This is a genomic window from Dorea sp. AF36-15AT, from assembly GCF_003477705.1.
Lineage (GTDB): Bacteria > Bacillota > Clostridia > Lachnospirales > Lachnospiraceae > Claveliimonas > Claveliimonas ammoniilytica.
Genome location: NZ_QUDV01000008.1, coordinates 87,978 through 108,544 on the forward strand (window position 1 = coordinate 87,978; position 20,567 = coordinate 108,544).

General features: G+C 54.7%; 30 protein-coding genes. 8 read left to right on the forward strand and 22 right to left on the reverse strand.

Features of this window, described 5'->3' with window-relative positions; genetic code table 11:
• The 6 genes from DWZ93_RS11720 to DWZ93_RS11745 all read left to right on the forward strand — a co-directional run.
• On the forward strand, positions 1–2,783 hold a 2,783-nt coding region (locus DWZ93_RS11720), incomplete at its 5' end, for a VaFE repeat-containing surface-anchored protein (protein WP_158574316.1).
• 80 nt (positions 2,784–2,863) lie between these two features.
• Positions 2,864–3,505, forward strand: coding sequence for a hypothetical protein (locus tag DWZ93_RS11725; protein ID WP_118384400.1), 642 nt, complete (start codon positions 2,864–2,866; stop codon positions 3,503–3,505).
• Positions 3,506–3,519: 14 nt separating this feature from the next.
• Positions 3,520–4,338 (forward strand): class B sortase, encoded by an 819-nt coding sequence (locus tag DWZ93_RS11730; RefSeq protein ID WP_158567153.1) that lies wholly within the window; start codon positions 3,520–3,522, stop codon positions 4,336–4,338.
• Positions 4,339–4,514: 176 nt separating this feature from the next.
• Positions 4,515–5,540, forward strand: coding sequence for an ArdC family protein (locus tag DWZ93_RS11735; RefSeq protein WP_158574317.1), 1,026 nt, complete (start codon positions 4,515–4,517; stop codon positions 5,538–5,540).
• A 111-nt stretch (positions 5,541–5,651) separates the two neighbouring features.
• Complete coding sequence (locus DWZ93_RS11740; protein WP_055168077.1) at positions 5,652–5,987, forward strand: hypothetical protein; 336 nt, start codon at positions 5,652–5,654, stop codon at positions 5,985–5,987.
• Between the two features lie 24 nt (positions 5,988–6,011).
• Positions 6,012–6,794 carry a hypothetical protein gene (locus tag DWZ93_RS11745; protein WP_118453041.1) on the forward strand — a complete coding sequence of 261 codons (783 nt, stop codon included), beginning with the start codon at positions 6,012–6,014 and terminating at the stop codon, positions 6,792–6,794.
• Positions 6,795–6,857: 63 nt separating this feature from the next.
• Here the strand turns inward: DWZ93_RS11745 and DWZ93_RS14745 are convergent, their stop codons facing one another.
• The 6 genes from DWZ93_RS14745 to DWZ93_RS11775 form a co-directional block, all read right to left on the reverse strand.
• Positions 6,858–7,061: a hypothetical protein gene (locus DWZ93_RS14745; RefSeq protein WP_118199882.1), complete on the reverse strand. Its 204-nt coding sequence runs from the start codon at positions 7,059–7,061 to the stop codon at positions 6,858–6,860.
• 155 nt (positions 7,062–7,216) lie between these two features.
• Complete coding sequence (locus DWZ93_RS11755) at positions 7,217–8,623, reverse strand: hypothetical protein (RefSeq protein ID WP_118453043.1); 1,407 nt, start codon at positions 8,621–8,623, stop codon at positions 7,217–7,219.
• 45 nt (positions 8,624–8,668) lie between these two features.
• The gene (locus tag DWZ93_RS11760; RefSeq protein ID WP_118453044.1) at positions 8,669–9,250 is read right to left on the reverse strand and encodes a hypothetical protein; all 582 of its coding nucleotides are present in this window, start codon (positions 9,248–9,250) and stop codon (positions 8,669–8,671) included.
• A gap of 3 nt (positions 9,251–9,253) precedes the next feature.
• A complete protein-coding gene (locus tag DWZ93_RS11765) occupies positions 9,254–9,442 on the reverse strand; it encodes a hypothetical protein (RefSeq protein WP_117786573.1) in 189 nt (62 codons plus the stop codon).
• Between the two features lie 78 nt (positions 9,443–9,520).
• Complete coding sequence (locus tag DWZ93_RS11770; RefSeq protein WP_118453045.1) at positions 9,521–9,736, reverse strand: hypothetical protein; 216 nt, start codon at positions 9,734–9,736, stop codon at positions 9,521–9,523.
• Positions 9,729–10,049, reverse strand: coding sequence for a helix-turn-helix domain-containing protein (locus DWZ93_RS11775; protein WP_055158146.1), 321 nt, complete (start codon positions 10,047–10,049; stop codon positions 9,729–9,731). Before DWZ93_RS11775 ends, DWZ93_RS11770 begins: the two co-directional genes overlap by 8 nt.
• A 190-nt stretch (positions 10,050–10,239) precedes the next feature.
• Here DWZ93_RS11775 and DWZ93_RS11780 point away from each other — a divergent pair, with 190 nt between their 5' ends.
• Both DWZ93_RS11780 and DWZ93_RS11785 read left to right on the forward strand, forming a co-directional pair.
• Complete coding sequence (locus DWZ93_RS11780; protein WP_118453046.1) at positions 10,240–11,571, forward strand: hypothetical protein; 1,332 nt, start codon at positions 10,240–10,242, stop codon at positions 11,569–11,571.
• A 15-nt stretch (positions 11,572–11,586) separates the two neighbouring features.
• A complete protein-coding gene (locus tag DWZ93_RS11785; protein WP_055158144.1) occupies positions 11,587–12,033 on the forward strand; it encodes a hypothetical protein in 447 nt (148 codons plus the stop codon).
• Between the two features lie 164 nt (positions 12,034–12,197).
• Here the strand turns inward: DWZ93_RS11785 and DWZ93_RS11790 are convergent, their stop codons facing one another.
• The 16 genes from DWZ93_RS11790 to DWZ93_RS11870 all read right to left on the reverse strand — a co-directional run bounded on the left by DWZ93_RS11790 (position 12,198) and on the right by DWZ93_RS11870 (position 20,561).
• Positions 12,198–13,463, reverse strand: a complete 1,266-nt coding sequence (locus DWZ93_RS11790; protein ID WP_118453047.1) for a relaxase/mobilization nuclease domain-containing protein — start codon at positions 13,461–13,463, stop codon at positions 12,198–12,200.
• Positions 13,464–13,622: 159 nt separating this feature from the next.
• The gene (locus DWZ93_RS11795) at positions 13,623–13,895 is read right to left on the reverse strand and encodes a hypothetical protein (protein WP_118199869.1); all 273 of its coding nucleotides are present in this window, start codon (positions 13,893–13,895) and stop codon (positions 13,623–13,625) included.
• A gap of 14 nt (positions 13,896–13,909) precedes the next feature.
• On the reverse strand, positions 13,910–14,200 hold the full coding sequence (locus DWZ93_RS11800) for a hypothetical protein (protein WP_118453048.1): 291 nt from the start codon (positions 14,198–14,200) through the stop codon (positions 13,910–13,912).
• Positions 14,193–14,945 carry an NUMOD1 domain-containing DNA-binding protein gene (locus tag DWZ93_RS11805; RefSeq protein WP_118453049.1) on the reverse strand — a complete coding sequence of 251 codons (753 nt, stop codon included), beginning with the start codon at positions 14,943–14,945 and terminating at the stop codon, positions 14,193–14,195. The genes DWZ93_RS11800 and DWZ93_RS11805 overlap by 8 nt, the downstream gene beginning before the upstream one ends.
• 13 nt (positions 14,946–14,958) lie before the next feature.
• Positions 14,959–15,402: a helix-turn-helix domain-containing protein gene (locus DWZ93_RS11810; RefSeq protein WP_118453050.1), complete on the reverse strand. Its 444-nt coding sequence runs from the start codon at positions 15,400–15,402 to the stop codon at positions 14,959–14,961.
• A complete protein-coding gene (locus DWZ93_RS11815; protein WP_147364671.1) occupies positions 15,399–15,797 on the reverse strand; it encodes a plasmid mobilization protein in 399 nt (132 codons plus the stop codon). The genes DWZ93_RS11810 and DWZ93_RS11815 overlap by 4 nt, the downstream gene beginning before the upstream one ends.
• Positions 15,798–16,359: 562 nt before the next feature.
• Positions 16,360–16,689 carry an integration host factor, actinobacterial type gene (gene mihF / locus DWZ93_RS11820; RefSeq protein ID WP_055158130.1) on the reverse strand — a complete coding sequence of 110 codons (330 nt, stop codon included), beginning with the start codon at positions 16,687–16,689 and terminating at the stop codon, positions 16,360–16,362.
• Between the two features lie 9 nt (positions 16,690–16,698).
• On the reverse strand, positions 16,699–16,971 hold the full coding sequence (locus DWZ93_RS11825) for a hypothetical protein (RefSeq protein WP_055158128.1): 273 nt from the start codon (positions 16,969–16,971) through the stop codon (positions 16,699–16,701).
• A 51-nt stretch (positions 16,972–17,022) separates the two neighbouring features.
• On the reverse strand, positions 17,023–17,223 hold the full coding sequence (locus tag DWZ93_RS11830; RefSeq protein WP_055158126.1) for a hypothetical protein: 201 nt from the start codon (positions 17,221–17,223) through the stop codon (positions 17,023–17,025).
• 18 nt (positions 17,224–17,241) lie between these two features.
• On the reverse strand, positions 17,242–17,478 hold the full coding sequence (locus DWZ93_RS11835; RefSeq protein WP_055158124.1) for a hypothetical protein: 237 nt from the start codon (positions 17,476–17,478) through the stop codon (positions 17,242–17,244).
• Positions 17,471–18,043 (reverse strand): ParA family protein, encoded by a 573-nt coding sequence (locus DWZ93_RS11840; RefSeq protein WP_055168044.1) that lies wholly within the window; start codon positions 18,041–18,043, stop codon positions 17,471–17,473. The genes DWZ93_RS11835 and DWZ93_RS11840 overlap by 8 nt, the downstream gene beginning before the upstream one ends.
• A 33-nt stretch (positions 18,044–18,076) precedes the next feature.
• Positions 18,077–18,286: a hypothetical protein gene (locus DWZ93_RS11845; RefSeq protein WP_055168042.1), complete on the reverse strand. Its 210-nt coding sequence runs from the start codon at positions 18,284–18,286 to the stop codon at positions 18,077–18,079.
• A 10-nt stretch (positions 18,287–18,296) separates the two neighbouring features.
• Entirely contained in the window at positions 18,297–18,701 is a 405-nt protein-coding gene (locus DWZ93_RS11850; protein WP_118453052.1) for a single-stranded DNA-binding protein, read from the reverse strand.
• Positions 18,702–18,904: 203 nt separating this feature from the next.
• The gene (locus DWZ93_RS11855; protein ID WP_118453053.1) at positions 18,905–19,384 is read right to left on the reverse strand and encodes a 3'-5' exonuclease; all 480 of its coding nucleotides are present in this window, start codon (positions 19,382–19,384) and stop codon (positions 18,905–18,907) included.
• 80 nt (positions 19,385–19,464) lie between these two features.
• Positions 19,465–19,686: a hypothetical protein gene (locus tag DWZ93_RS11860; protein WP_055168026.1), complete on the reverse strand. Its 222-nt coding sequence runs from the start codon at positions 19,684–19,686 to the stop codon at positions 19,465–19,467.
• A gap of 395 nt (positions 19,687–20,081) precedes the next feature.
• Positions 20,082–20,561, reverse strand: coding sequence for a hypothetical protein (locus DWZ93_RS11870; protein ID WP_118453054.1), 480 nt, complete (start codon positions 20,559–20,561; stop codon positions 20,082–20,084).
• Positions 20,562–20,567: the final 6 nt, after the last annotated feature.

Below are 20,567 nucleotides of genomic sequence, written 5' to 3' on the forward strand. Positions count from 1 at the left end.
CCGAGTTCATTCCCGATGATACCTACGGCACCGTCGATGTAACTTTCGCCTTCGACGCGTCTGACCTCAGGGCCAAGGACAAGGTGGTCGCTTTCGAGTCCCTGTCCCTGAACGGCAAGGAACTCGCGAGCCATGCCGATATCGAGGACAAGTCCCAGACCGTCACCATCACGAAGCCCGCGCTTTCCACCACTGCCGTGGACGGCTTGGATGCGGACAAGAACCTTATCGGTGAGGGCGATGTTACTATCGTCGATACCGTGAAGTACAAGAACGTGACCCCCGGCAAGACCTACAAGGTTTCCGGCACCCTCTACGAGAAGGTCACCGACAAGGACGGCAAGGTCGCGAAGAAGCAGCTCCTCGATGCCGACGGCAACCCTGTCACAGCCGAGACCGAGTTCATTCCCGATGATACCTACGGCACCGTCGATGTAACTTTCGCCTTCGACGCGTCTGACCTCAGGGCCAAGGACAAGGTGGTCGCTTTCGAGTCCCTGTCCCTGAACGGCAAGGAACTCGCGAGCCATGCCGATATCGAGGACAAGTCCCAGACCGTCACCATCACGAAGCCCACGCTTTCCACCACTGCCGTGGACGGCTTGGATGCGGACAAGAACCTTATCGGTGAGGGCGATGTTACTATCGTCGATACCGTGAAGTACAAGAACGTCACTCCCGGCAAGACCTACAAGGTTTCCGGCACCCTCTACGAGAAGGTCACCGACAAGGACGGCAAGGTCGCCAAGAAGCAGCTCCTCGATGCCGACGGCAACCCTGTCACAGCCGAGACCGAGTTCATTCCCGAAACCGCTTTCGGTGATGTGGACGTTACCTTCACCTTCGACGCGTCTGACCTCAAGGCCAAGGACAAGGTGGTCGCTTTCGAGTCCCTGTCCCTGAACGGCAAGGAACTCGCGAGCCATGCCGATATCGAGGACAAGTCCCAGACCGTCACCATCACGAAGCCCGAAGTCGGCACCACCGCCAAGGACGGTTTCGACGGCAATCAGACCGTCGTTTCCGATACCGAGGTTTCAGTGGTCGATACCGTGAAGTACAAGAACGTGACCCCCGGCAAGACCTACAAGGTTTCCGGCACCCTCTACGAGAAGGTCACCGACAAGGACGGCAAGGTCGCGAAGAAGCAGCTCCTCGATGCCGACGGCAAACCCGTCACCGCCGAGACCGAGTTCGTTCCCGAGGACACCTACGGCACCGTCGATGTGACCTTCACCTTCGATGGGTCGCTCCTGAAAGACAACACGCCGGTGGTCGCTTTCGAGTCCCTGTCCTACAAGGGCAAGGAGATTGCTTCCCATAGTGATATCGAGGATGAAGGCCAGACGGTCACCATGCACACCTCCGAGATTGGCACCACAGCCACGGACAAGCTCGATGGTGACAAGACCGTAATCGCCGATGCGGAGTCCACCGTCACCGACGAGGTTTCCTACGACCATGTGCTTACCGGCAAGGCTTACACCATGGCCGGTATCCTGATGGATGCAAAGACCGGCCTTCCCGTGCTGACCGGCGAAGGCGCGAAGAAGTATACTGAGGATGACCTCACCAAGTTCACCTCCGGCCTGATGAACGTGCTTGGCTTCCAGTCGAACGCCTACTCCATCAAGGTCAATGGCAAGGACTGGGGCAACGGTGCCACCATCGTGAAGAACGCGGACGGTTCCTACACCTATGATGCTTCCGAGCGCACCGAGAACGCGGACGGCACTTGTACTGTCAAGACCGACACCCAGACTCTCACCGAGCAGGAGGACGGCACTTGGAAGCTCACCGGTCAGGAGGGTAACGGCACAGGCTCCGTCCGTAATATCGAGGAGACCTACAAGGCCGATGAGGTCGAGGTTACCGATAATGGTATCGACTGGTCGAACGCAAAGAAGCTCCCGACCGCTTCCATCGACCTTGCCAAGGTCAAGGCATATGCCGAGGAAAACAAAGACCTCCTCTCCTGCCTTGTCTACAAGACAGCGGAGTTCACCCCTGAGAAGGAGTCCGGTTCCATCGACATGGACTTCACCTTCAACTCCAACGACGTTATCGACCGCCTGTCCGGCGAGACCAAGAACCTCGTGGTCTTCGAGGTCATGTTCAAGGGCAGCATCGAGAACGCTTCCGATGAGACTCCCGTTTCCATCGTCGCGAGCGAATGCGATAAGGACAACGAGGGACAGACGGTGAAACTCGCTCCGAGTGCCATCGGTACCACCGCGACCGACAAGTCCGACGGTGACCATGAACTGATGGCTGGCAAGGATGCCGTCATCACTGACGAGGTGAAGTACGAGGGTCTTATCCCCGGCAAGGAGTACACGCTCCATGCAACGCTCATGGATAAGAAGACCGGCGAGCCTTTGAAGGTTGCCGACAAGGGCGTGACCGCCGAACTCAAGTTCACGCCGAACAGTGAGAGCGGCACGGTCTCCATCAACCTCGGCGAGTTCGATGCAACCTCCCTCGACGGTCATACACTGGTTGTCTTCGAGGAGCTGACCAAACAGAGCGATATCGACGGCAAGGCCACGGACGTTACCGTGGCGGAGCACAAGGATATCAACGACGAGGGACAGTCCGTGACCGTCACCTCGACCCCGGCAGGCTCCACCTACGGAAAGACCGGCGTTGACATGACGAACATCGCCATCGCCATCGGCATCCTCCTGATTGCCGCAGGCTGCGCGACCGCTTACGGCATCAAGAGCCGCAAGACCACCAAGGACGATGCAGACGAGAGTGCAGAGGATAACACCGAAGCCTAGTGCCCGTAACGCCTGAAACCGGCAGGGTGCCAGCTCTTCGGCACCCTGCCTTCCTTTTAATTTGAAAGGGGGATACACCCATGAAGGACGATAAAGAGAACGATATCGAGATGAACGACGGAGATTCCACCGAATCACCTGCGGATGGGAACAACATGCACGCGAACCCGGAAAGCGAGAAGAAGCCGCATAACCGGAAGGTCATTGCCGCCATCTGCGGCCTTGCTCTCGTCGCGCTCATCGGCGGCGGTGCCTATTATGGCATCGGCCACCAAACCGATGCAGATTCCAAGGCCGAATCCGTGCAGGCGAATGATTCCAAGGAAAGCGGTTCCGACGCGTCTGCGAAGGACGGCTCTAAGAGCAAAGAGAAGTCTCACACCCACGACTGGTCTATCACCTACAAGACCGTCCACCATGACGCTGTGACGCACACGGAGCACGTGGCACCCGTCTACCAGAACCTGACCACCTACCATACCGTTTGCAATGAGTGCAAGCAGGTCATCGACGGCAAGGCCGATGACCACATCAAGCAGACCGGTCACTCCGGCTACTCCACCAACGTCCCCATCACCGATGAGGTCATGGTGAGCGAGGGCTATGATAAACAGGTCACCGACACCCCGGCTTACGATGAGACGGTCATCGACAAGCTGGTCTGCACCACCTGCGGAGCGACGAAGGATGCCCCGCAGGCCACATCGGATGCCGCCAAGTAATTCAGATGGCCAGATTGGGAAATCATAACCGGAAATCCCGTGCGGCTTTTGCGGCAGCGGCGGTCTTCTTGGCCGTCGCTGCCATCCTTTTCGGCGTGCTGCTTCATTTCTATCGGGATGCAAGTCCCTCACCGTCACCAAACGGCACGCCGCAGGAAACCGCCACGGAAAGCGCAGGTGGTCGGGAATCCGAGTTCCCTACTGTTGATTGGGATTACTGGAAGAGCGTGAACGGGGATGTTATCGGATGGATAACCGTGCCGGGGACGGATATCAACCATCCCATCCTGCAAGCTCACGCATCCGACCCGGATTACTACCTGCATCACGATATCTACCGGAACTACAATCCCTTGGGTGCGCTCTATCTCGACGCAGAATGCGAGAAGGAGGGCTTTCAAAGTCCGAATGCCGTCATCCTCGGACACAGCCTGACCCTCGGGAACGCGGTCACCTGTTTCGGCAACGTCCAACGGTATAGCGATAAATCCTTCGCTTCTGAGCATCAGACGGTACTCATCCAAACCCCAAACACCAAGATGCGCTACACCGTGCGCTTCGCGAATATCGTGAAGGGATGGGAGCCGACCAAACGGACGGTCTTTGCCGGTGATTCGGATTTTCGGAACTGGTACGATTCTTCGCGAGAATCTGCCGCCATGGTACTCGATACCAATTCCGAACCGAATCAGGTCATCTCCCTCGTCTCCTGCTCCTATAACTTCTGGAAGCAGAATGAGCGGACGGTCGTGACCACCAGTATCGACCAAAAACAGGCGCAAACGGAAACTGTTTCGACCGAATCCCGTCAGACTGGCTCTGGTGCCGAATAAGGACAGGTTTCAATCTGTTCGCACTCACGCTACAAACCTACCGCCAAGACCCCGCAGATTCGATTCTGTGGGGTCGTTTTCTTAGAGCATGTCGGAAAAGCGGCGGCTATCGTATAATTTTAATGAGCTTTCCCGGAAAGGAGACCATGATGAAATCTAAGCAGAAGCAGACTCCTATGGAGATTATTGATAACCAGCGTCAGGCGGTCGTTGAGAAAATCATCGAGGACATGAAGCGCGACGGGCTTCGTTGGGCAGAACCGTACCTGCCCTCCCTAACACCGCACAACCCCGTCTCCGGCACCGTGTATCAGGGCGGAAACCGCGTGCATCTTGGCTTCATCGGGTTCATGCGCGGCTACACGGACAACCGGTGGGCTACCTTCAACCAGATAAAGGATGCCGGTTGGCATGTGAAAAAAGGTGCCAAGTCCGCGCTCATCGAGAAATGGAAGCAGTTCGCCTTCTACAAGGAAAACGAGGATACCGGCGAGAAGGAGCTTGCCGGACGCTACCCGAAGCTCGTGGGCTACTGGAACGTCTTCAATGCGGAGGATATCGAGGGCATCCCGCCGGAGAACGCTCCCGTCCATCTGAACGACCGAACGGCAACCATCGCACAGAACCTTGAGGAGTCTTCCAGATGCCCCGTCATCGAGAGCAGCGGCTACCTCGGAAGTGCCGCCTACTCTCCGGCTACCGACCGCATCCTCATCGCCCCGCGAGAGACCTTTCGCTCAGATGAAGCGTTCACCCGCGTCCTGCTGCATGAGATGACCCACTCCACCGGACACCCATCCGCCCTCGCCCGTGAACTCGACACCCGGTTCGGAAGCCCCTCCTATGCTGAGGAAGAGCTGGTCGCGGAGCTTGGAAGCCTGTTCCTTTCCGCAGACCTCGGTATCCAGAGCACCGATTTGGAGGGCGAGTTCTACGAGAACCACGTCTCCTATCTGCAATCTTGGATGAACGCCTTGGAAAACGACCCATCCTACCTCTTCAAAGCCGCATCGAAGGCAGACCATGCAGACACCTTCATCATGGAGCGCTACGAGGAGGAGCTTGGAAAGAACATCGAGATTGACGCACCGGAACTGGAAGAGGAGGTATCGCTCGCCGGGGAGAGTCATGACATGGCAAGCACATCCGAACACCAGTCGGAAAGCGAGATGCCAGAAAATGTTCTCTCCACCGTTCTGTAACATGCGTTTGCCAAAAAGAACGTGTGTTCAATTCCTATATTGCCGTAATACCGGCATTATAGTATAATGGTAACATATGATAACAGCCATCTGGCAGAAAGGACGATAGGTATGGCAGAAATGGAAAAGAGACCTTGGCGCTTCACCATCGAGTTCGATGATGAGAAGGCAAAAAGGAATGGTTACAACGTAGATGACCTCTACGATTGCGTGGGAAAGTATGCGGAGCAGATGGGCAACGTGCGCATCGGTCTTGGTACTTGGCAGGCAAAGAACCGCAAGGTGCAGTTCGGGGCGCAGTGCCCTGTTTGCGCGACTCTATCCAAACAGCCTTGGGTGATGCAGAACATTAAGTCATGGCGCACCTATGAGGATATGAATGAACCGGAGGGTGAAGACTACCTACAGGTAATCCGGGATATCAGTCCGGAACGTATTTACGACTAACCGCATTTACACTTAGGATTCCAAATGGAACTTGATAGGAAAGCATTTCACTTCGACCTAGACAACGAGTCTGTTGAACGATTCTATACTGGTAAAAAGAATCCATGGTCAGACATTCAAGACTTTCTGGAATCCCATTGCTTTGAAAAGCCACAATATTCTGGATATGAATCGGCTGAAAATATCGTCATGTCCTATCAACGTGCTTATGGCACCATAGATGAGATGATGAATGAGTTTCCTTGGTTCCAAAAATGCTTGAAAGCGGCCACCTTCACGGAAATCGGTGAAAGCTACGATGTGAAGGAGTTTCTTGAAAGCGGAATGCAGTTATCCCCTTCCTCTCGCCCCGACACCCGTAAGGAGCTTCACTTTGATTTGGGAACGGCTGCGCTCAGCGAAAATTACAGCTCCATTAGGCCGAACGCTTGGCGCGGCGCTTGGACGCTTATCCAAATCTTCATGGAACGCAACGGATTCATCCATACCCAGTATTCCGGATACGAGTCTCTAGCGATGATGCCGATTGACAAGGCGATGGCCGTCATGGAGAAATTGCAACAGCGATACCCTTGGTTCAAGGATTCCCTTCTCGCCGCGTCGCTCACCGAGGTCGGCGAGCGCCACGATGCTCTCTCCTATATCAAGGGTTCCAGTGGTATCATCGTTCCGGTTCCCGCCCATTCGTTTGAGCGTGAGGAGCCGGATTTCTTCGGTTCCGAAATCGGTGATATGAAAGGTGCAACCACAGAACTATCGAAACAGAACGGGTTGGAACCACCGAAAAACCTGAATAACGAGCATTAGAAAAAAGCCCCGGCCATTGGTCGGGGCTTTTCATCTATATGGACTCTCTAACTGTTAGTCTTGTCATCCTGCACGATACGGTCTAGGCTCTTTCCAGCCGATAGCCGCTAGACCTCCATGGCCGGTACATTCTTCAAGCGCGACGGTCTTTTTGCTCACATGAGTCTGATACCTTACATCATCCGCCGGTTCCGTTCCAGCATAAGAGCATACTTCGCTCTCATGGAAATAGACATAGCTGCGATAGGCAAGCGAACTCGGATGCATCCGATGACCCTGCTCTCCGGGTTTTGGTTCATATCCCCACTCGCGCCATTGCTTACGCGTCTTGAATCGTGCGCCAAGCTCAGGGTGATTCTTTACTGGTAGCCCGGTCTCTTCATTGCAGTAATCGTGAGGTATATCCGTAAACATGAAATCCCCTATTTCCGAGCACCGCAGGAACAAGTGTAGTATGCCGCAGAATCTGTAATCGTAACCGTTTCCTCCCATGCCGCAGAATCTGTAATCGTAACCGTTTCCTCCCATGCCGCAGAATCTGTTACGGTATTGTATACCGTATGATATGCGCCACATGCTTTATTGCCTGCCATAAGTGCATTATACGCATGAGCTTGTTCATTGCCCGTGATATCTGCTCCGCAGCCGTTGCAAATTGAGCGCTCTTCCGTATGGGTCACTGCGGGATGGTACACTTTCTCCGTATGGGTCACTGCGGGATGGTACACCTTCTCCGTATGAGTCACCGCAGGATGGTAGATATCATACTTATGAACATGCGCCGGGGTGTCATCCTTTTTCGATGAACTGCCTGAATTGGTGTTTGAGCCGGAGTTGCTGCTGTTGCCGCCACTCGGCTTGCTATCGGATTTTCCTTCGTCTTTCTTGGAAGATGAATTGCTCTTGTTTCCAGAATTATCGGAGCTGCCTGTGGTCTTCCCATTATCCTTCTTGGAGCCGTTGGATGAGCCTGAATCGCTCTTCTTGCTGTCGGAAGTTTCCGGGGTCTTCGCGTCGGACTTCTCTTCCTTGGCCGTCTCCTGCGCCTTTTCGCTCTCCTTCTCGACGGCATCGGCATCGGCGTTCGGGTTCTTCTTGATGTTGTCCTCGAACTTCTTCACGACCTCAGCGCCCTTGTCTCCGGTCAGGGTGGAATCGCCCTTCTTCACGGCTTCCGCAACGTCCTTGGCAATGGCGGTCAGGTCATCTTTCGTTACCTTGTCCGCATCCACCTTATCGAAAGTCACGCCTGTGGCAACTGTCTTGTCGGCTTTTCCGGCGGTAACCTTCTTCGATGGCACCTTATAGATGGAGCCGTCGGCGTTCACCGGTGAGATGAATGTGACGGTATAGGTACCGGACTCACCGACCTTCACGGTCACCTGCTTGTTCGCGGCGATAGCGGTGTAGAAGTCTACTTTCCCGTCCGCATCCTCGATATGGGCGATGACGGGCGTGGAGGTGTCCGCATCCCAGCCGTCGGCCTTCACCTCAAGGGTAAGTACCATGTCCTGCTTCTCATCGTCCTTTGACTGGGACACCGCAGGGGCATTGGAATCTCCCGTCCAACTGGCATGTGAGATGGCGTAAGCCCCGCCGCCGATGAGAAGCGCCGCACAGAGGATTCCCGCACCAGCCGCGCAGACCTGCTTACGGGAGAACTCGCGCCCGAAGAGCACGAGCGGCTTCTTAGCGTTCTCCTCCTCCGTCGAATCCACGACCTTCGGGATTTCGGCGGTCTTGTCCGCCGGGACACCCTCAGTCTCGATGCTGTTGTTGTTAAACATATTGCTGTCATTCTTCATTTCTGTCAGTCCTTTCTGTCTCATAAGAAGTTTTCTTGCTCTCTATCTATCCATATTACCGGTAGGTCTCTACACCAACATGCCCCATAGGACATGCACGAGGATGATGAGAACAAGGATAACCGCCATCCACTTGCTGTAGTAGAACAGTCTGTCTGGAAGCGTCACCATCGAAAGCCGCTCAATGCGTCTCTTGGATTCCTCTACCATCGAGTCGATGACCTTCCTGCTCCTTGCGGTCACCTCTTCGACGTTCTTTATGGTCATCTCCCCAGCTTTCTGCTGGGCATTGGCAACTCCCATGAGTGCCATCTGATTCGCCTGATGCTGCGCGTCCGCCGCGCCGTTTCTCAGCTCCTCGACCTTTTCGAGCACATCCTTCATCTCCGAAACCATGCCGCGCATCTCCCTTGCGATGCGTTCGTTACTCTGGCGCTGCTCGGCGATAAGGTCTTCCAGCTTCTTCATGGTTCCGATGAGGTCGGTCTCGTCGTTCTCATCCTCAAGCCTTCGTCCGGCGTTTCTGGCATCCCTCGCTTCCTCGGAGAGCTTAAGCTGCTGGCCGATACCGGCTATATGCCCGTCCGGCTGCTCAAGTTCCCTCTTCACTTCGCTAAAATGCTTTGCCATGTAATCTTCGCTCCTTTCCATCCGTCAGTCCTCCAAACCCTTGCCCCTCTTCTCCCGCACGCGGATAGCGATGGGCGTGTCGAGCAGATAGGAGAGGTTGTGTACCGCGTCCGCGACCGGCACGGCATCCGCCATGCTCCCGCACATGTGTATCGCCTTCCAATCCTTCTCGCCCTTCACCGTCACCTCGACAAGAAAACGTTCCTTTTCCATTTCTCTCCTCGACCTTGCCGGTCTTTTCTACGGACAGGGACAGCCTATCGCATCAGGTGTCCCTTTGTCTGGACACCTCTAGGGTTCACGCAGGTTCACCCCGCAGTTCGGACAGAACTTCGGGATATATTCGGAAAACTCCTCGAATAGCGGCTCTTCGCTCTCCTCAGAATCCGTCATATCCTCCTCGACGCGCCCAGCCCATCCGCAGTCGGAGCACCAGATGCCGTCCACGGGGTTTACATTTGTGGCTTTCGAGTAAGCGCTCCCCATGGTAATGAAAACCCTACTCATCGTTCTCAGCCCTCTCCCCATTGCTCTTCTCACGCACTCCGGCTTCCTTCCGCATCGCGGCAATTAGCTCCTCGGGTGTGATTCCGAGACCGTCCGCGATAGCAAAAAAGGACGCAAGGCTCGGCAGACGCGTCGGCTTTCCCCCGCTTCCGGCCATCCCGGCGAACCAAGCGGATTTGCTGATTCCGCTTTTCTTGATGGCGTTGTCGAGCGTCATCCCCTTCTCGTACACAATGCGGCGCACCGCAACCGCGAAACACCCGAGTTCCGGGAAACGCTCAACGGCTTTTTCCGCCTGTGGCTTACCCGCCATGGTATCTCCCTTCTTCCGTCTAGCTTGATTACTAGTAATATATCATACCACCAAACCAGATAAATCTTCAAGACGATACTCCATATATCCCGCACAAATAAGACAACAAACCAGCTTGAAAGCAACCCAGCAATATAGTAAAATAGACTCACTATCCATATATGGATATAAGGAAGGATGTGACGCATCAATGGACGATAAGCGCTATACGCTGATGAACAAGAACCGACCGGTTCTCGATTTCCTTTACAACCTCGACACGCACCATGTCGTGAAGATACTAAAGCGGCGCGAGCTTGACTTCGCTCCTCCCGCGATTCTCGATATGAAAGGAAACCCGACAAGGGCTGCACTCGACGTCTGGTGGCTCAGACGGGCAATTCCAGCGTCCCGTGCCCAGATACAGCGGCTCATTGCCGAGCTGCATGTCGATAGCACGCTCGCTCTGGCGGAAAAAAACTTCGGGCTTTCCCTCTCCGACCGCTACTGGATTAACGACCCAGAGAATCCGCAGAACTGGGATGATATCAACTTCTTCGACAACGACTTCACGGAAGACCTCGGGCTTCTGACTCTGGGGCAGGACTCTTCGAGTGACAATCCGAACCTCATGTCACCGAACTCCACGGTCGGCGGAGACCTGAACAAGAAGTGGACTATCTTAAACGGCGTGCGTATGCTCGTGAAGAGCGGAACCGGATTCGTGAACCAAGAGGTCTACAACGAGGTCATCGCCACGCATCTGCACAAGCGTCTTCTGACGGACACGGATTATGTTCCCTATTCCCTTCATCAAGAAGGAAAGCGCACCTACTGCGCGTGTCCGAATATGCTGGGCGAAGATGAGGAGCTGATTCCAGCCTTGCATATCATCCAGAACCACAAGAAACCCAACTCGCAGAACGATTACCGATTCCTCGTCTCGTGCTTTGAAAGCCTTGGACTTGAGGATGTGGAAACCTATCTGTCGAAAATGCTGACCTGCGATTACATCGTCGGCAACTTCGACCGTCATTATCAAAACTTCGGTGTCATCCGTAATGTGGAGACGCTTGCATACACCCGGTTTGCTCCGATATTCGACACTGGTAATTGCCTTTGGTGTGATTCTGAATCATTGGACTTACCCGGCGACTATGCATATATTGCAAAACCTTTTGGACGAGGACTCAGTCCGGACAGGCAACTGCAACTTCTGTCCGGCTTCGAGTGGTTCGAGCCTGACAGGCTTGACGGATTCGCCGATGAAGCCCGTGCAATTCTCTCGCAAAACCCGAACATGCCGCCCGCCCGTATCGAAAGCATCGTCAAGGGTGTCATGATGCAAATGGATTCGGCAATCGACTTCATCGAGAATCAACCGAGTTTTCATCGCCTAACCCCGGCAGCGGCAAAGACCAAAGAACCAAATACTCCCGATTTCCTCGATTCCGAAGTCGCGGACATGAAAGATGCTTCCGCCAAGCTACTATGTGATAGCAACAGCGAGCAACCGTCTAAGAACTTGCATACAGAACATTAGAAAGAAGGTCATACAATGCGAACTTATCAACACCCGATATACCAAGACAACACCATGGCAATTCGCGCCGAATATGATGAGGAAAAACGAGTCTTCGATTTGATGAAGAAGTTCCTCTATATCGTCGGGACGATAACGGCGATAGTTGTTTTCCTTTTGCTTCTCGTTAATTCCCCTGCCCTGATAACTCAGACAGGTGCAATTGGAATCATTGCACTCGTTCCCGTCCTGCTGGCTGCAACAGCCTTTACCGGGTTTTACGTCGGCACGGTACCGGCTGGCTACATCGCTGCATGGCGTGCAATCAAGCGCTCAAAGCTGTTCGTGTGGGGCAACGCTCTCGGACTGCTCCTCATAGCGACACTTCTTCTTTCCATCCCGGCTGCATTCGCGCCCATTGCCTTCCTTCTCCAGTGGTTGAAGGTGTCAAATCTCAAGCGTCAGCTTGACGCGAACGCATAGTGAGGTAAACTGAACGCGTTTTCTTCCTTCGTGGAGAAACTTTCTTGCTTTAGCCCGCTGCTCCCTGATGTGCGACATTAAGGGAACGGCGGGCGCTTTTATGCCGATTCTCGCACACCCGTAAAGCGGCGCAGGCGGAATATCCCGCCCGCGCCGCTTTTTAATTAACGCTCGCCGTTCTCCTTGTTCGGTTCCGGGCGTTCCTGCGTAGGTGCCTGTTGCGCCCGCTGGGAACCGCCGCTCCCGGCGTTTCCGCCGCTCTTCTTCCCTTTCGGTATGACCGTCGAGGATACTTCCGCCCTGAGTTCGTCGGCTCCGCGCCAGCAGGCGAGAATCAGGCGCTTGACCTCCGAATCGTCCGCGATATCCGAATCGGGGCGCGGGAGTTTCAGCTTGGGGATATCCGCGATTTCCATGCCCTCCATGCCACGTATCTCCTTGCGGTACTTCTGGTAGACGCTTCGGATTTGTGCAAGGTACCTCTTCTTCGTTTCCGTTACCATCGCCTTTTGCTGCTCGATATTCCTCTTCTCCGCAACGGCTGCGCTTCCTTCCGCATGGATGGATTTCGCCACATTCGCCTTAAACGCAGCTTCCAACCCCTTCGTTCCGAGGTCTGCATCGAGCTTCGCCACGGAGAAGGCATAGCGGTTGTTGTCCGTGTCGGTAACGTACATGCGCCCCCTCTTGAACTCCGTGTCAACGCCCCATGATTCCAAAAGCTCGCGGTAATCATAGATGTTCTCCGCTTCCCCGGCGGCGATACGGCACAGCTCTCGCAAGTTCGTCTTATAGGAGTCGATGCCGCGTGCCGCAAGTTCCTTCTCGATACGGGACGGCTGCTTCTTATGGACGGAGGAATTGCGTTCGCCCTCCACGACCTGTTTCAACCCCCACTCATGGTCGAGGTCGCGAATGCGGCTGGCGCGTTTCACCTTGGCGCTTTTCCCGCGCCCCTCATCGAGCCGCTTGCCCGTGGAGAGGTCGGTACGGTTGATGACGATATGTACGGCATAGCGATGGGTCTTGTCCGCCTTGCAGTATTCGTTGTGAAGCGCCATCACTATCTGCTGGTTCGGGTAATGCTTTCCCACGTACTCCTTGGCATACCTCATGCACGCTTCCGGTGAGAGCCACCCACCATTTAAATCGCACTCGTCGGGATTGAAGCCGAGAATCTGATGAAACAGAATCGTGTTCTTCGCTTCCTTAAGCTCCCCAGTCTTCTTGTCCCGGACTCTCCTTGCCGCTTTGTTGTGCCCGTAGGCTTCTCTGGTCATCCACATGTGATGCGCCCAGCGCTTCGGGTTCGTGCAACCGTCCATGTTCAGACTGTCGCGTAGAATCACCTTTCGGTCATCGTTGATATAACCGCGCAGGTTCTTCATGTGACCGGAACTCTGCACACCGGTCTGCTTGATGATGGTCAATGCAATTCCTCCTCTCTTTCCCTTTTGGAATGAAACCCGCGCACCGGATACTCATGTGCCATACCGTTTCAGATATACCCGGACTTACATCGGTATGCCCGCGTCGCATCTTCGATATCCCAGTAGCACCCCCGGTCTCAACGCAGATGACAGGTCTTGTCATTGCGGTTTTTCTTCCATTGCTCTTCTCACGCCATCCCAAAACGGCGATTCCATCCAGACGGATTTCAAGCGTTGCAGATACGTCTTCGCCCCATCTTGCGTGAACTCGGCATCGGCATCGTCCGAATGAAGATACCACCCGTTTGGAAACTCAACCCAAGATGCAACGGTCTCACCGAGTTCCATGCTCACGTATCTCGTGAGCGTTACGCTCCAACCGTCCTCCTCATAGTGAATCGTCTTCTCGCTTTCACAATCGGCCATTGCCATTGCTCCCCCTGCTTTCATGAATCTATTTTCGCGGACACTGCACCCATGCCGGAAAGAATATCGCTTTCCAACAGTTTCCGATTTCCTGTGACCTTCGGCTCCGTCCCATGTTCGCGACGGTAACCGTTCGCGAAAAATCGGAATACCTCTTCCGTCGTTTTCACCGGAGCGTGCCTGACAAACGGGTTGTATTCGTCATCAACGAAATAGAAAGTTCCATCTCTCTTCGCGATATGCGCCGGACGCTTGCAGGTCGGGCACCGTGATTTCAGGTCGCGGTAATGGAGCCATCCAGAATCAGTCATCGACGTACTCCCAGCGATAGCCACCTGCCATACCGGACGCGGCACCGCGGATACCTGCCTGCGACGCTCCGGTTTCTTTTGCCGCTTGGGTAATCGTTTTGTAAACAACACCGGTTTCCACGCAGCGAACCCTTATCCCTCTTTTACTGGGAAGTAAATCATCCGGCTCTGGTTCGTCGGCATAGTAAAAATCATCCGGCTCTGGTTCGTCGGCATAGTAAAAATGAAGGCCTTTTGCCGTTCCATGCCTTTTTGCTGCCGCTTGGATATTACTTTTCGAAACTCCCGTTTCCCGTGCCGCCTGAGCTATCGACTCGTAAACGACACCGGTCTCCTTGCAACGAACTCTTGTCCAGCTTCTATTCCGAAAGAACTCCTCATCCGGCTTCGGTTCATCGGCATAGTAAAAGTGTAAGCCCTTGGTTGCTATATGCCCTCTCAATGCCGCATAAATAGCCTCTCGCGGTACGCCAACCGCTTTTGCTGCCCTTGCTTGACTTTCAAAACGTTCGTTCGTCTCAAGGCAGATGATTGGTCTTGAGTTCTTATAAACCTTTCTATCGAAAACCGAATCGTCCGGTTTCACTTCGTCAGCGTAATAGAAGTGAAATCCTCGACATGCCCCGTGGCGTTTCAGTGCACTGCTAACTAACGACCATGCGGCACCAATAGCATTCGCAGCATCCGTGACGCTTTCAAACCGTTCTTCCGTCTCAAAGCAGATTATCGCTCTCTTTCTTCCCATCCTGTTCGCCCGCCTATCTAAGGAAACTGTCTTTTCGGTTCTCGTATTCCTCTCTTGTGATTTTTCCTTCCTTCAAAAACTCCTTCCAAGACCACCATGTGCAAACGCACGACTGGATTGTTTTGTCGGTAAACCGGATGCTTCCATCCGCGCATGGCTTAATGCCGAACGCTTCCTCTGAAAGGAAAAGTGCGTGCATGAGTTCGTCATAGTGCTCAATGCCGTAAGTGTCGAAACATGCGGGTGCTACATCGAGTGCTTTCGCTATCCGTTCGAGCGTATTCTGCTTCGGACTACGCTCACCGAGTTCATAGCTTCTAAAAGCCGATTCCCCTAGACCTGCGGCATTCGCCAGTTCTCGTTGCGTCATGTTCCGACGCATCCGTATTCTTCTAATGCTCTTTCCCAAAAGCCGTTGCTTACGATTGCATTTAGCCATTTCCATATATCCTGTCATTCGTTATCGAGGTTGTCGAAGTCCTCTATTTGCAGATGGATGTTGTTCCGGTTTGCTTCTCTTCGGAGCGCCGCGAGCGCTTCCATGATTTCGGAAAACGACGAGACCTCTTTCTCCAAAACGCGTTTCGCTTCCTCCGGGTCGAACACCTTCGCGCCGTAGGTGTTCAGGAACTTCATGAACTGGTTTAGGTTTGTTCCCTGCTTCGCGAGTTCGTGTGCTGCCTTTTTCAAAGGCTCGGTGTCGATGACCTTGATTGTCGCATCGTCAGAATTGATGAGTAGCGTCCGGGCGTAATCGGAAACCGTCATACCGTAATTCGCGGCTTTCCGCTTAAGCGTTCTCTTCTCACGTTCAGACAATCTGATGAGAACTGCGGTTTCTCTTTTTGCCACCTTCATCACTCCCCTTCTGTATTTTCTCAAAATCTCATAGTCGTATCGGTGCCGCCACCGTTTGACTATGACACGAAAGCGACGGTTCGCTTTGCTGAGTTACGGGAACCGGCAATCCTAAATTGTCGATTCGTTAAGCGTAAGCGTCCTCCCGTCAAGGCTCCGAAAGCCGCTCGGGAGCAAGATGGAAGTGTATGGAAAAGTCTCGTTTACGTGACTTTGTATATACGCTTCCCAAATCTTGCAACTCGAAGAGCGGCCTTGGCCGGTGAGCACTGATATTCTATCAGTGCGAGAGCAGAAAAGGCATGGAAAAGGGGGTGCCGCCGCACCCTTTCCCATGCCTTTTCTGCGGGGTTTCCGGCTTGCCCGGAAACCAAGAACCCGAGGTGCCGCCACCTCGGGTTCCCATCATCTGCGAAGACGAAATCAATTTCTTTGAAGACTTGACAAAGATTCCTTCCAATCGCGTCTTGATAAGCGAACGGACACCATAAAAGGTGCCCGTTTTCTACGTTGCTGTTGATTCGTGCTCGCCATCCTCAATTTGAATTGCAGACCGCTACAGCTTCCATCCATTTCTTTCCAGAGCAACCAGCGCTTCACGTTGCCGAATGCCGAGTCCGCCGACACGCCTGCCTTTCGGTATCCGGTACAGTCGCATGATGACTACCGCCTTGCTCGCACCGATACCCGGAACACTTTGCAGAAGCGATGTGACCAAAATGCGCTTCGCATCCTCCTCGTCCATCGCATCCGTGAACGTAAGCTCGCCGGACTTCACGCGAGCTTTGAGTGCTGCATAGCGCCTGCGAGCCTGTATGGCAAGCTCTAGCGCATGGGCACGCTCCTCGCTGCTAAGGTTCGGCAGATGGTTCTCTTTCTCGGTCATCGTTACTTCCTACTTCAACTCGTTGTCCCAGATGTTATCGTCAGGCTGCGCCGCATGTTTCCAACGGTTCGCATCCGCCCGACCGTTCCAGTCGGCGATGAACTTCTCGATAGCAATGGCGCATCCGCTGTCAAGAGCTTCCGCCCACCTCTCGTTGTTCTCATCGCACCAATTCTGAAATACCGCAAACTCGGTGACATTGTTCGCGACGATGTGCCTTCGCATCCCCCGCATCTGCGCGATAAACCTCGCGGTGGCGGGAACCATGGTGATTAGGTTCATGTTCCAATCCCTTTTTCCGAAGTGAATCCATCTATCGGCTCCACTTCCTCTCTAATAAAAACGCCCGTCGATGTATTTCTCGATAACCGACGAAAGTCCGCTATCGAGTGCCTGAGACCAGCAGTCGTTGTTCTCATCGCACCAGTCCTGAAAATCGGTGAAGTCTGTGATGCCATTCTCGCGTATGTGTTTCCGCATCGCACGCAGCATGTCGTGCTTCGATTTTTCCGATTCCGTTACCATCAAGCCCATCCCTTCATCACCATCCCCTTAACCAAGCTCCTCGGCAAGCAGTCGGACGATGAGCTTGGTCATGCTCTCCCCCGTCTCGACGCGGTGGAGTTGCGCTTCTTTGTGGAGCCAAGCCGGGATGAGGAGACTGATTTTCTTGAGTTCCACCTCGTCCGTCTCATGCTTGCCGGAACCTTCCTTCTGGATATCCGCCATCTCGCGCTTGGACTTCTGCGCGCTCGCCATGAACGCGTTCGCTGTGGTCTTGTTAGCCATTGTTCTTCTCCTCTTCGTTCAGAACCGAATCTGCAAGCAGCTCAATCGGGGCGACCACATGGCTCTTCGGGTCGTAATCCGCCACGGACACACCGGCTGCTGCGGCACGTGAGAGGGCAACGGCGCGGGGAATCTTCGCGATGATTGGAACCTCCTCGCCCTCAAGGTACTCCACGAGCTGACGGTCGAGTGTGCCGTAGGCATAAAAGTTGTTGACGATGACATACGCTTTTGCGCCAGTGCCGGACTCACGCACGATATCGAGCGTTCTCAGCGTCGGCTCCATGTCGCGCGTGCTCGGAAGCATGGGTACGAGGATGAGATTCGCCGCGCGGCACCAATCGTTCACACCGCCCACGAGCACGCCCGCCGTATCGACAACCTGAAAATCGCACTCCTCCGCGAAATCAGGGTCATCGCAGACCTCATGGACGGAACCGCCCTGCGGGTCGGTAGTGACGAACGCCACGGTCTTGCCGCGACGCTCAAGCGCAAAGGAAAGCTCGTCCGCGATGGTGGTCTTGCCGACTCCGCCCTTCTGGTTGAGCATCAAAATCGTGTACATGTTAGAAGTCCTTTCTGTCCTGTTTGAAAAACGCTACTCACGGGAATCGGATGCGCGCACAAGCCCGTAACCGACGGTGACGGAAAGTGCCGAGCACACGGCGAATACCGCAGCAGCCACGTTTCCGAAAACGACCGAAACCGTAAGTGTGAGAAACACCCACCATCCGACGGTCACCGCGAATAGCAGGCCGAGGAAGAGCATGAAGGGGATTTCCCGCACTGAATCGCCACGAAGGTGCATTCCGTCCTCCCTAGAACGGAATATCCGCATCATACGTTTCCGGTTCCGCAGACTGCCCCTTGGCAGAAACCGTATCCTTCCCGGCACCCTTCGAGTCCGCAAACTCGATATCGGTCACGAGAACGGAAAGGGCATGGCGCTTCTCCTCGTTCTTCATCCAAGAGTGGTAGCGGAGCCGTCCGTCCACCGAAACCTTCTTCCCCTTGGTGAGATAGGGAGCAAGTGCTTCGGCTCGCGCACCGAACAGGGCGCAATCGACAAACACCGGCGCATCGACATATTCGCCGGTCTCGCTGTCCTTCTTCTTCTCGTTGATGGCGAGTCCGAAGGTGAGGACACTCGTGGCATCCCCCTTTTTGCGAAGCTCCGCATCGCGCGTGAGGTTGCCCATGATAGTCACTCGGTTGATAGCCATTGTCTTTCCAATCTCTCGATGGTGTTTGCGGAGGATTCTGGAATCCTCCTGCCGGGAAAACTTTCGTCCCTTGCTGTCTATAAATATAGCAGACCAGAATACCAGCAACCCAGAGAGCAAGATAACCACATAGATTGCACACACTTACGCTGCAAAGATAAGGGCGTGTGAAAAGCAACGCTTCACACGCCCTAAGCACGTATCTACTCTGCTACGAGCCATTGTTCGAGCCATCGCTGCACGGCAAGCGTCGCGCGCGCGTCGGCAAGCGACCCGTGCGCCCTGCCCGTCCACTCGTATCCGATGTGGTCGGCGGCATCCACCAGCTTGTAGCGCCTTCCCATGAACCACGTGAACTCGTTCATGGTGTCCGTGATGCGTGCATCCTCTCTCGGGCGCACCCCGACGGCGGAAAGGAATCCGAGGTCGAATCCGACGTTGTAGCCGATAATCTCGTCCGCCCCTGCAAAGATTTCCCTCAGTCGCGGTATGGCTGTCTCGATAGTCGGCAGGTCTGTCCCCCGTTTCCGCCAAGTAGAAGGCTTTTCCGCGCTTTCAATGGCCGGAGGGTTCCTAGCCCGACCCGCAGGCTGTTGGAAGGGTGGGAAAGCCGCCCCGAGTCCCCGTTCCCGCAACGACCCCGCGCCTTCACGCCGCCCGCAGGGCGGCTCCCAAAAAGCCAAAGAAAAAGGGCACCCTCCCGGATGCCCTAGCTCCTTTACCGACCGAACTCCTCCCGATAGCGGTTATGGTCTGCTGGTGCTTACCTCTTGTTACGGTAGCGGCGCTTTTCCATCTGGTAGTCGTACTCCATACCCGCAAGGTAGACGCACCACACGCCGACCACCATGAAGAGCGTACCCATAACAAACTCGATTGTCGCCCAGACCGGCGCATCCACGCTCGCAAGCATGAGCGTGTACGCCATAATCCCGCAGCCGATAAGGATTGCACCATAGGTCTCAAGCTCCCTGACGTTCTTCATCTTGAAGTCCCTTCTGCCATGGGGCGGCTCGGTTGCCGTCCCCCTTGCTGTCTACAAATATAGCAGACCGGCATACCAGCAAGCAGGTGAACCGTACACTCCATACATCCTGCATATCCTGCACGAAAAAAGGGCACCCTCCCGGATGCCCGTCCTTTCCCTATCCGAGGTCGATATACCTGCCGACCGCATCGGTATACCCTCCATGCGCAATCCTCCGCCCGCTCGGGTTCTTCCTGACGAATCCCGCTTCCTTGCGGTCGAGATAATAGCGGTGGTTGCACACACGGCACCACCCGGCAAGCTCCCTTCCGCCGCGAACCAAGTTGAACGCTTCCGCTGGCAGCACACGCCCGCACCTAGGACAGCGCTTCTTTGTTGGCAGCATCCTTTTCCTAAACCTCCTCCCCGGCATCCGTCAGCTCATGGACAAGCCATTCCGCTCGAAGCGGTTTCTTCTCTTTTTTCCCGTCGTGCGCGACGTGCAGCCCGTACACGTCATACGACCACGCTCCGGCAATCCCGACAATCAACCAATCGCGTCCGTCCCCTCCGTAAAGGGTCTCACCGAACATGACCGGCTTGCCGTCTGCGCAAAGCATCTGCCCCTTCGCCATTCGCTTCTCTCGCCTGCATTTGCGCTTGTAGACAGCATCAAGGCGTTTGAATGCCCCTCTCTTCGAGTTCTCCATGCTCCTCTGATACTCCCCCTTGAGGTTCAGAAGCTCTTCCTCAAGATTTGCCGCTTCCGAAGCCGAATCGACCAGACGGTTCAACAGTGCCAATGCCCCGTCCCTCATCGCCCCGTCAAACGCCTGCTCGACGGCATACCTCAGAAGCCGCACGTCCTTCTCCTCGATTTTCTCCTTGCCCATATTCAT

What these genes read in the sequence shown, in the direction of transcription:
- DWZ93_RS11760 (WP_118453044.1), bottom strand. Translation starts at nt 9,250, where the DNA reads ATGGAAAGGAGCGAAGATTACATGGCAAAGCATTTTAGCGAAGTGAAG.
- DWZ93_RS11850 (WP_118453052.1), bottom strand. Translation starts at nt 18,701, where the DNA reads ATGGCTATCAACCGAGTGACTATCATGGGCAACCTCACGCGCGATGCG.
- DWZ93_RS11755 (WP_118453043.1), bottom strand. Translation starts at nt 8,623, where the DNA reads ATGAGACAGAAAGGACTGACAGAAATGAAGAATGACAGCAATATGTTT.
- DWZ93_RS11825 (WP_055158128.1), bottom strand. Translation starts at nt 16,971, where the DNA reads ATGAACCTAATCACCATGGTTCCCGCCACCGCGAGGTTTATCGCGCAG.
- DWZ93_RS11780 (WP_118453046.1), top strand. Translation starts at nt 10,240, where the DNA reads ATGGACGATAAGCGCTATACGCTGATGAACAAGAACCGACCGGTTCTC.
- DWZ93_RS11810 (WP_118453050.1), bottom strand. Translation starts at nt 15,402, where the DNA reads ATGACAGGATATATGGAAATGGCTAAATGCAATCGTAAGCAACGGCTT.
- DWZ93_RS11770 (WP_118453045.1), bottom strand. Translation starts at nt 9,736, where the DNA reads ATGAGTAGGGTTTTCATTACCATGGGGAGCGCTTACTCGAAAGCCACA.
- DWZ93_RS11830 (WP_055158126.1), bottom strand. Translation starts at nt 17,223, where the DNA reads ATGGGCTTGATGGTAACGGAATCGGAAAAATCGAAGCACGACATGCTG.
- DWZ93_RS14745 (WP_118199882.1), bottom strand. Translation starts at nt 7,061, where the DNA reads ATGCATCCGAGTTCGCTTGCCTATCGCAGCTATGTCTATTTCCATGAG.
- DWZ93_RS11775 (WP_055158146.1), bottom strand. Translation starts at nt 10,049, where the DNA reads ATGGCGGGTAAGCCACAGGCGGAAAAAGCCGTTGAGCGTTTCCCGGAA.
- DWZ93_RS11805 (WP_118453049.1), bottom strand. Translation starts at nt 14,945, where the DNA reads ATGGGAAGAAAGAGAGCGATAATCTGCTTTGAGACGGAAGAACGGTTT.
- DWZ93_RS11740 (WP_055168077.1), top strand. Translation starts at nt 5,652, where the DNA reads ATGGCAGAAATGGAAAAGAGACCTTGGCGCTTCACCATCGAGTTCGAT.
- DWZ93_RS11785 (WP_055158144.1), top strand. Translation starts at nt 11,587, where the DNA reads ATGCGAACTTATCAACACCCGATATACCAAGACAACACCATGGCAATT.
- DWZ93_RS11860 (WP_055168026.1), bottom strand. Translation starts at nt 19,686, where the DNA reads ATGAAGAACGTCAGGGAGCTTGAGACCTATGGTGCAATCCTTATCGGC.
- DWZ93_RS11835 (WP_055158124.1), bottom strand. Translation starts at nt 17,478, where the DNA reads ATGGCTAACAAGACCACAGCGAACGCGTTCATGGCGAGCGCGCAGAAG.
- DWZ93_RS11840 (WP_055168044.1), bottom strand. Translation starts at nt 18,043, where the DNA reads ATGTACACGATTTTGATGCTCAACCAGAAGGGCGGAGTCGGCAAGACC.
- DWZ93_RS11745 (WP_118453041.1), top strand. Translation starts at nt 6,012, where the DNA reads ATGGAACTTGATAGGAAAGCATTTCACTTCGACCTAGACAACGAGTCT.
- DWZ93_RS11735 (WP_158574317.1), top strand. Translation starts at nt 4,515, where the DNA reads ATGGAGATTATTGATAACCAGCGTCAGGCGGTCGTTGAGAAAATCATC.
- mihF (WP_055158130.1), bottom strand. Translation starts at nt 16,689, where the DNA reads ATGACCGAGAAAGAGAACCATCTGCCGAACCTTAGCAGCGAGGAGCGT.
- DWZ93_RS11725 (WP_118384400.1), top strand. Translation starts at nt 2,864, where the DNA reads ATGAAGGACGATAAAGAGAACGATATCGAGATGAACGACGGAGATTCC.
- DWZ93_RS11765 (WP_117786573.1), bottom strand. Translation starts at nt 9,442, where the DNA reads ATGGAAAAGGAACGTTTTCTTGTCGAGGTGACGGTGAAGGGCGAGAAG.
- DWZ93_RS11845 (WP_055168042.1), bottom strand. Translation starts at nt 18,286, where the DNA reads ATGCACCTTCGTGGCGATTCAGTGCGGGAAATCCCCTTCATGCTCTTC.
- DWZ93_RS11870 (WP_118453054.1), bottom strand. Translation starts at nt 20,561, where the DNA reads ATGGGCAAGGAGAAAATCGAGGAGAAGGACGTGCGGCTTCTGAGGTAT.
- DWZ93_RS11800 (WP_118453048.1), bottom strand. Translation starts at nt 14,200, where the DNA reads ATGACTGATTCTGGATGGCTCCATTACCGCGACCTGAAATCACGGTGC.
- DWZ93_RS11795 (WP_118199869.1), bottom strand. Translation starts at nt 13,895, where the DNA reads ATGGCAATGGCCGATTGTGAAAGCGAGAAGACGATTCACTATGAGGAG.